This window comes from Streptomyces niveiscabiei (assembly GCF_001419795.1).
GTDB classification, from domain to species: Bacteria; Actinomycetota; Actinomycetes; order Streptomycetales; family Streptomycetaceae; genus Streptomyces; species Streptomyces niveiscabiei.
In genome coordinates this window covers 1-5,388 of sequence record NZ_LIRL01000790.1, presented here as the reverse complement: position 1 = coordinate 5,388, position 5,388 = coordinate 1, and the positions used below count along the sequence as shown (strand labels likewise).

Annotated in this window: 5 protein-coding genes; 1 reads left to right on the top strand and 4 read right to left on the bottom strand. The window is 69.6% G+C overall.

The window, feature by feature from the left end:
• Positions 1-1,470, top strand: a 1,470-nt coding sequence (locus tag AOK24_RS33770) for a glycoside hydrolase family 3 C-terminal domain-containing protein (protein ID WP_107104109.1), incomplete at its 5' end; no start/stop codon positions are given.
• Here AOK24_RS33770 and AOK24_RS33765 read toward each other — a convergent pair.
• The 4 genes from AOK24_RS33765 to AOK24_RS33750 all read right to left on the bottom strand — a co-directional run.
• Positions 1,460-2,338, bottom strand: a complete 879-nt coding sequence (locus tag AOK24_RS33765; protein ID WP_055723817.1) for a carbohydrate ABC transporter permease — start codon at positions 2,336-2,338, stop codon at positions 1,460-1,462. The genes AOK24_RS33770 and AOK24_RS33765 overlap by 11 nt on opposite strands.
• Positions 2,335-3,345, bottom strand: a complete 1,011-nt coding sequence (locus tag AOK24_RS33760) for a carbohydrate ABC transporter permease (RefSeq protein WP_107104108.1) — start codon at positions 3,343-3,345, stop codon at positions 2,335-2,337. Before AOK24_RS33760 ends, AOK24_RS33765 begins: the two co-directional genes overlap by 4 nt.
• A gap of 2 nt (positions 3,346-3,347) precedes the next feature.
• Entirely contained in the window at positions 3,348-4,721 is a 1,374-nt protein-coding gene (locus tag AOK24_RS33755) for an extracellular solute-binding protein (RefSeq protein ID WP_206191314.1), read from the bottom strand.
• Between the two features lie 161 nt (positions 4,722-4,882).
• Positions 4,883-5,388, bottom strand: a 506-nt coding sequence (locus AOK24_RS33750; protein WP_055723818.1) for a peptidylprolyl isomerase, incomplete at its 5' end; no start/stop codon positions are given.

The following is a 5,388-nucleotide window of genomic DNA, read 5'->3' as shown; positions in this document are numbered from 1 at the left end:
GCGGGCGTCGACGCGGGCGCGGCGGCGGTGATGTCCGCGTACAACGAGGTGAATGGCCTCCCCTGCACCGGCAACAGACCTCTGCTCACCGGCCTGTTGAGGGAAACGTGGGGATTCGAGGGCCTCGTGATGGCGGACGGCCTGGCCGTGGACCGTCTCGCCCGCATCACCGGCGACAGCCTCACCGCAGGGGCCCTCGCTCTCAACGCCGGTGTGGACATGAGCCTTTGGGACGAGGGCTTCACGCGCCTGGAGGAGGCGGTGGAGCGGGGACTGGTCACCGAGGCCACGCTGGACGGCGCCGTGGCAAGGGTGTTGACCCTGAAGTTCCGCCTGGGCCTCTTCGAGAACCCGTACACGAGGAGGACCCCCCTCCCCGAAGGCCGGGACCTGAGCAGGGAGTTGGCCCGGGCCTCGGTCACCCTCCTGCGGAACGACGGCGTCCTCCCGGTACCGCCGGCCACCCGCAGGCTCGCGGTCATCGGCCCCCACGCGGCCACCACGACCCACCAGCTCGGCGACTACACGGCCCCCCAGCGCGAAGGCGCCACAGTCCTGGACGCCCTGCGTGAACTGGCCCCGCCCACCATGGACGTCCGCCACGCCCGGGGCTGTGCCCTGACCGGCGACGACCGGGGGCACATCCCCGAGGCGGTGGCCGCGGCAGCCGCCTCCGACCTCGCCGTCCTCGTCCTGGGCGGCAGCAGCGCCCGCACCCGGGACACGGAGTTCGACGCGAACGGCGCGGCCCTGTCCACGCGGGACGACATGACGTGCGGAGAGGGAGCCGACCTCGCGACGCTCCGCCTCGGCCCGGCTCAACACGCCTTGCTGGACGCGGTGATCGCCACCGGCACCCCCACGGCAGTGGTCCTGATCCAGGGCCGCCCCCACGCGCTCCCGGAGGCGGACCGCGCCGGCGCCGTCCTCACCGCCTGGTACCCGGGCCCCTGGGGAGGCGACGCGCTCGCCGAAGTCCTCCTCGGCCGCACCGGACCCCGGGGCCGCCTCCCGGTCTCGGTCCCCCGCTCGGCGGCCCAACTCCCCGTCTACTACAACCACAAGGAGACGGAGTACGGCAGATACGTCGACGAGGAGGCGGACCCGCTGTACGCCTTCGGCCATGGGCTGGCGTACACGACGTTCGCGTACGGAACCCCGAGGCGCAACGGCGATGCCGTCGACGTGGACGTCACCAACACCGGTACCAGGCAGGGCCGTTCAGTGGTCCAGCTCTACATCCGCCCGCTGCGCACGCCCGTCTGGCCGCGCACCCTCGAACTCCGGGGATTCCAGGGGGTCGAGCTGGCGCCCGGCGAGACCCGCACGGTCTCGATACAGCTCGGCGCCGACCAACTGAAGCTGGTCGGCGCCGACTTGGAGGCGTTCGTGCCGGACGAGATCGAGGTGAGGGTCGCGGCCAGCGCGCGGGAGGCGCTGACGGCCGTACCCGTGATCGTCAGAGTTTGACCGCCCCCGACGAGACCCCCTTGTAGAACCAGCGCTGGGTGATGACGAACAGCACGAGCACCGGGATCACGGAGATCACGGAACCCGCCATCACCAGCCGCTGGTCGTACCCGAACGACGAGGACTGGAGCCGGGACAGGCCGAGCGTCAGCGTGAAGTGGTCCTCGGTGCGCAGCACGATCAGCGGCCACAGGAAGTCGTCCCAGGCGCTGATGAACGTGTTGATGGTGACGACGAGGATCGCCCCGTACGCCGACGGCAGGTACAGGTACCGGAACCGCTTCCACTCACCCGCGCCGTCCAGCATCGCCGCGTCCTCGATCTCGCGCGGCACCGCGAGGAACGCGGCGCGCATGATGAGGACGTTGATCGCGCCGACGAAGCCGGGCAGCCACACGCCGACGAGGTTGTCGACGAGTCCGAGGTCGCGGATGCTCAGGAACAGCGACACCATGATCGACTCGAACGGGAACATCATGGACGCCATCAGCAGGATCCACACCAGCTTGCTGCCCTTCCAGCCCGGCTTGGAGAGCATGTAGCCGGCGAGGGTGGAGAACAGGAGCTGGCTGCCGACCGACAGGACGACGATGATCAGGCTGTTGCGGATGTACGTCCACACGGGGACCTGGTCGAAGACCTGCTTGTAGGCGTTGAGCGCGGGGTGCCGGGGGATGAGGGAGGCGCCCGCGCCGAAGACGTCCTCGCCCGCGCCCTTCAGGGACGACAGCAACTGCCACACGAGGGGGCCGATGGTGATGCCGAGGACGAAGAGCAGCAGCAGGTAGCGGACGACGAGTTCGCGCGGCCGGCCGTAGTCCCGCCAACGCGGCATGAGCCGTCTGCGCTTGTGGACAGCCGTCGTCATGACTCGTCCTCCTTCGTGAGGCGCTGCGACAGCAGCGTGAGGCCGAGGGTCAGTACGAACAGGGCGACGCTGACGGCCGACCCGTACCCGGCGTTGCCGGTGAGCGGGTCGAGGGCGACGTCCCGGATGTAGAAGGGGAGCGTGCGGTCGGCGCCGCCGGGGCCGCCGGTCGAGCCGCCGAGCATGTAGATCTCGGTGAACACCCGCAGCGAGCCGATCCCGGTGAGCGTGCCGACGAGCATCATCGAGGTGCGCACGCCCGGCACGGTGACGTTCCAGAACCGGCGGATCGCGCCCGCGCCGTCCACGGAGGCGGCCTCGTGGAGTTCCTTGGGGACGTTCCCGAGCGCGGCCAGGTAGAAGATCATGTACCAGCCGAGGCCCTTCCAGATCGTCAGGCCCATCGCGGAGAACAGGATCAGCCACGAGTCGGACAGGAACGGGATCGCCGACTTGATCACGTGGCCTTTCTCCAGCCACGTGTTGACCAGGCCCTGGTCCGACAGCAGCCACTGCCAGCTCAGGCCGACGACCACGCTGGAGGCGAGGACCGGGGTGTAGAACGCGGACCGGAAGAAGCCGATGCCGGGGAGGTTCTTCTCCACCAGGACGGCCAGCATCAGCGGCAGCAGCACCATCAGCGGCACGACGATGATCGCGTACAGCAGGCTGTTGCGGGTGGCGAGCCAGAAGTCCGGGTCGTCCAGCATCCGCGTGTAGTTGTCCAGGCCCACGAAGTTCGCCGCGCCGCCGAGGGGCTTGGCGTCCGTGAAGGACAGCAGCAGCGTGTTCAGGAACGGGTACACGCCGAACACGGTGACGCCGAGGATCGCCGGGGACATCCACAGCCACGGCAGCCACCAGCGGCGGTACAGCGCGGCGCCGCCCGCCTCGGCGGTGGGACCGGGCTTCAGCCACCGCAGCAACCGCCGTACCCCGGAGGGGCGTTCGGCGGCCGGACGGCCCGGTGCCGCGACGGGCACCGGGGTCAGGGTCTTGGACGCCATGCTCAGCCGCCCTGCGCGATCAGCTCGTTCATCTTCTTCTGCGCGTCGTTCAGGGCGTCCTGGGCGCTCTTCTTGCCCTGCATCGCGAGCTGCACCTGAGCGGTCGCCGCGTTCAACTCGCCCGGCGTGAGGGCGACTTCGTCGGCCGTGGCGGTCTTGCGGTCGCCGGCGACGATCTTGCGGGCCTCGGCGAAGGGGTCGTCGCCCTTGACCGACTGGAAGAACGGGTCGTCCAGGGAAGCGGTCGTCGAGGGGAAGATGACGACGTTCGGGTCCTTCGCCCAGGTGAGCTGGTTCTGCGCGTTCGTCAGGAACTGCGCGAAGGCCAGCGCGGTCGCCGCGTGCTTGCTGGTGGAGGCGACGCCGACGTACTGCGGGGCGCCGACCGTGTGGCCGAGGCTGTCCAGCATGTAGCGGGCCACGCCGGTCTTCTTGTAGACGGTCGGGTTGTTCTGCTCGATGAACCGCAGGTAGTTGGGGTTCGAGGCGCCGAACACCAGCTTGCCCTGGCCGTAGACCGTGGACGGGTCCTGGTTCGAGGAGATCGAGTCGCGCGGCATCGCGCCGGCCTTGTAGAGCTTCGTCATGCCCTCGACCCACTGGACGGTCTTCGGGTCGTCGGCGAACGTGAACTTCTTGCCGTCGGCGGAGAAGATCTTGACGCCCATCTGCTGCCAGTCGGCGGGGATGCGGAGCTGCGGGTTGGCGAGGAAGGCGTAGTAGTCGCCGTCCGACGCCTTCGCGATCTTCTCCGCGTCGGCGAACAGGCCGAGGATGGTCGTCGGAGGTTTCGCCGGGTCGAGGCCGGCCTTCTTCATCAGCTCGGTGTTGAAGGTCTGCACGATGCCGCCGGAGTACCAGGGCAGGACGCTGTGCACCTTCTGGCCGGCCGCGTCGGTGTACGTGCTGGAGTCCCACAGGCCTGGGACGAACGGCTTGCCGGCGTCCGGGGCCTTCTGGTCCAGGTTCAGCAGGTAGCCCGTCTTGGTGAGGGCCTCGGCCGTGTTGACGTTGATGTTGACGACGTCCGGGAGCGTGCACGCCTGCGCGTCCGACACGAGGCGCTGGGTGAACGTCGAGTCGCCCGGGTCGTCGATCCACTTGACCTTCGCGCCGGGGTTGGCCTTCTCGAAGGCCGCGATCACGCCGTCGAAGTACGTCGAGAAGTCCTTCTTCAGGTTCGTGGTCTGGAAGGTGATCTCACCCTTCACGTCACCGGAGAGCTTTCCGGAACCGACGTTCGCCTTGTCGACGCTACAGCCGCCCGCCTTGGCGCCGCCGTCGTCCGAGCCGCCGCCGGAGAGGCCGCAGCCTGCCGCAGTCAGGGCGAGGACGATGACGCCCGCCATGGTTCCGGTCACTGTTCTCGCGCGCATGCCTGGGCCTTCCTGCTGGTTCAAATCACCAAGTTGGACTCCGAATGATGAAAAGGTGGACCAGAATTCATCGGAGGTCAATGGTTTGCGTGTTGCGTTTCGGTTCCGTGCGTTACCGGGGCGTTCGCGGCGAGGCCCGCGCCGCGCCACGAACGCCGAGGTCAGTGCCGGTGCTCGTGGTCCGGATGCGCCGGATCGCCGGGGTGCTCGTGACCGTGCGTGTACTCCACACCGGCCCGCTCCCGGTCCAGCCAGTCGAAGAACGCCTGCCGCCCCCGCGCCCGCCGCAACTCGCCCTCGACGCCGTCCCGCACGCGCGCGTACGGCACGAGATCCCGCGCCTTCGCACCCCGGAACGGGTCGACACCCCGCCGCAGCGCCTCCGGCGTCAGGAACCGGTCCGGATTGCGCTCGTAGTACTCCCGCACGTCCGCCTCCCCGACCCGCTGCTCCCCCTCCAGCGCCGCCAGCAGCGCCCGCGCGGCGGCGGAGTGCGCGAGCGCCACGGCCACGATGCTCCCCAGATCCGCGACATCCGTCCCGGACACCCCGAGCACCCGCCCCGGCACCAGCTCCGGCGGCGGCGCCAGCCCCCGCGCGACACACGCCCGCCGCGCCAGCTCATCCACGACGACCACCTGAGTCGCCCACCGCCTGCGCTGCCGCC

Bases quoted from the DNA above. Each gene is read 5' to 3' on its own strand.
- AOK24_RS33765 (WP_055723817.1), bottom strand. From the start codon at position 2,338: ATGACGACGGCTGTCCACAAGCGCAGACGGCTCATGCCGCGTTGGCGG.
- AOK24_RS33760 (WP_107104108.1), bottom strand. From the start codon at position 3,345: ATGGCGTCCAAGACCCTGACCCCGGTGCCCGTCGCGGCACCGGGCCGT.
- AOK24_RS33755 (WP_206191314.1), bottom strand. From the start codon at position 4,721: ATGCGCGCGAGAACAGTGACCGGAACCATGGCGGGCGTCATCGTCCTC.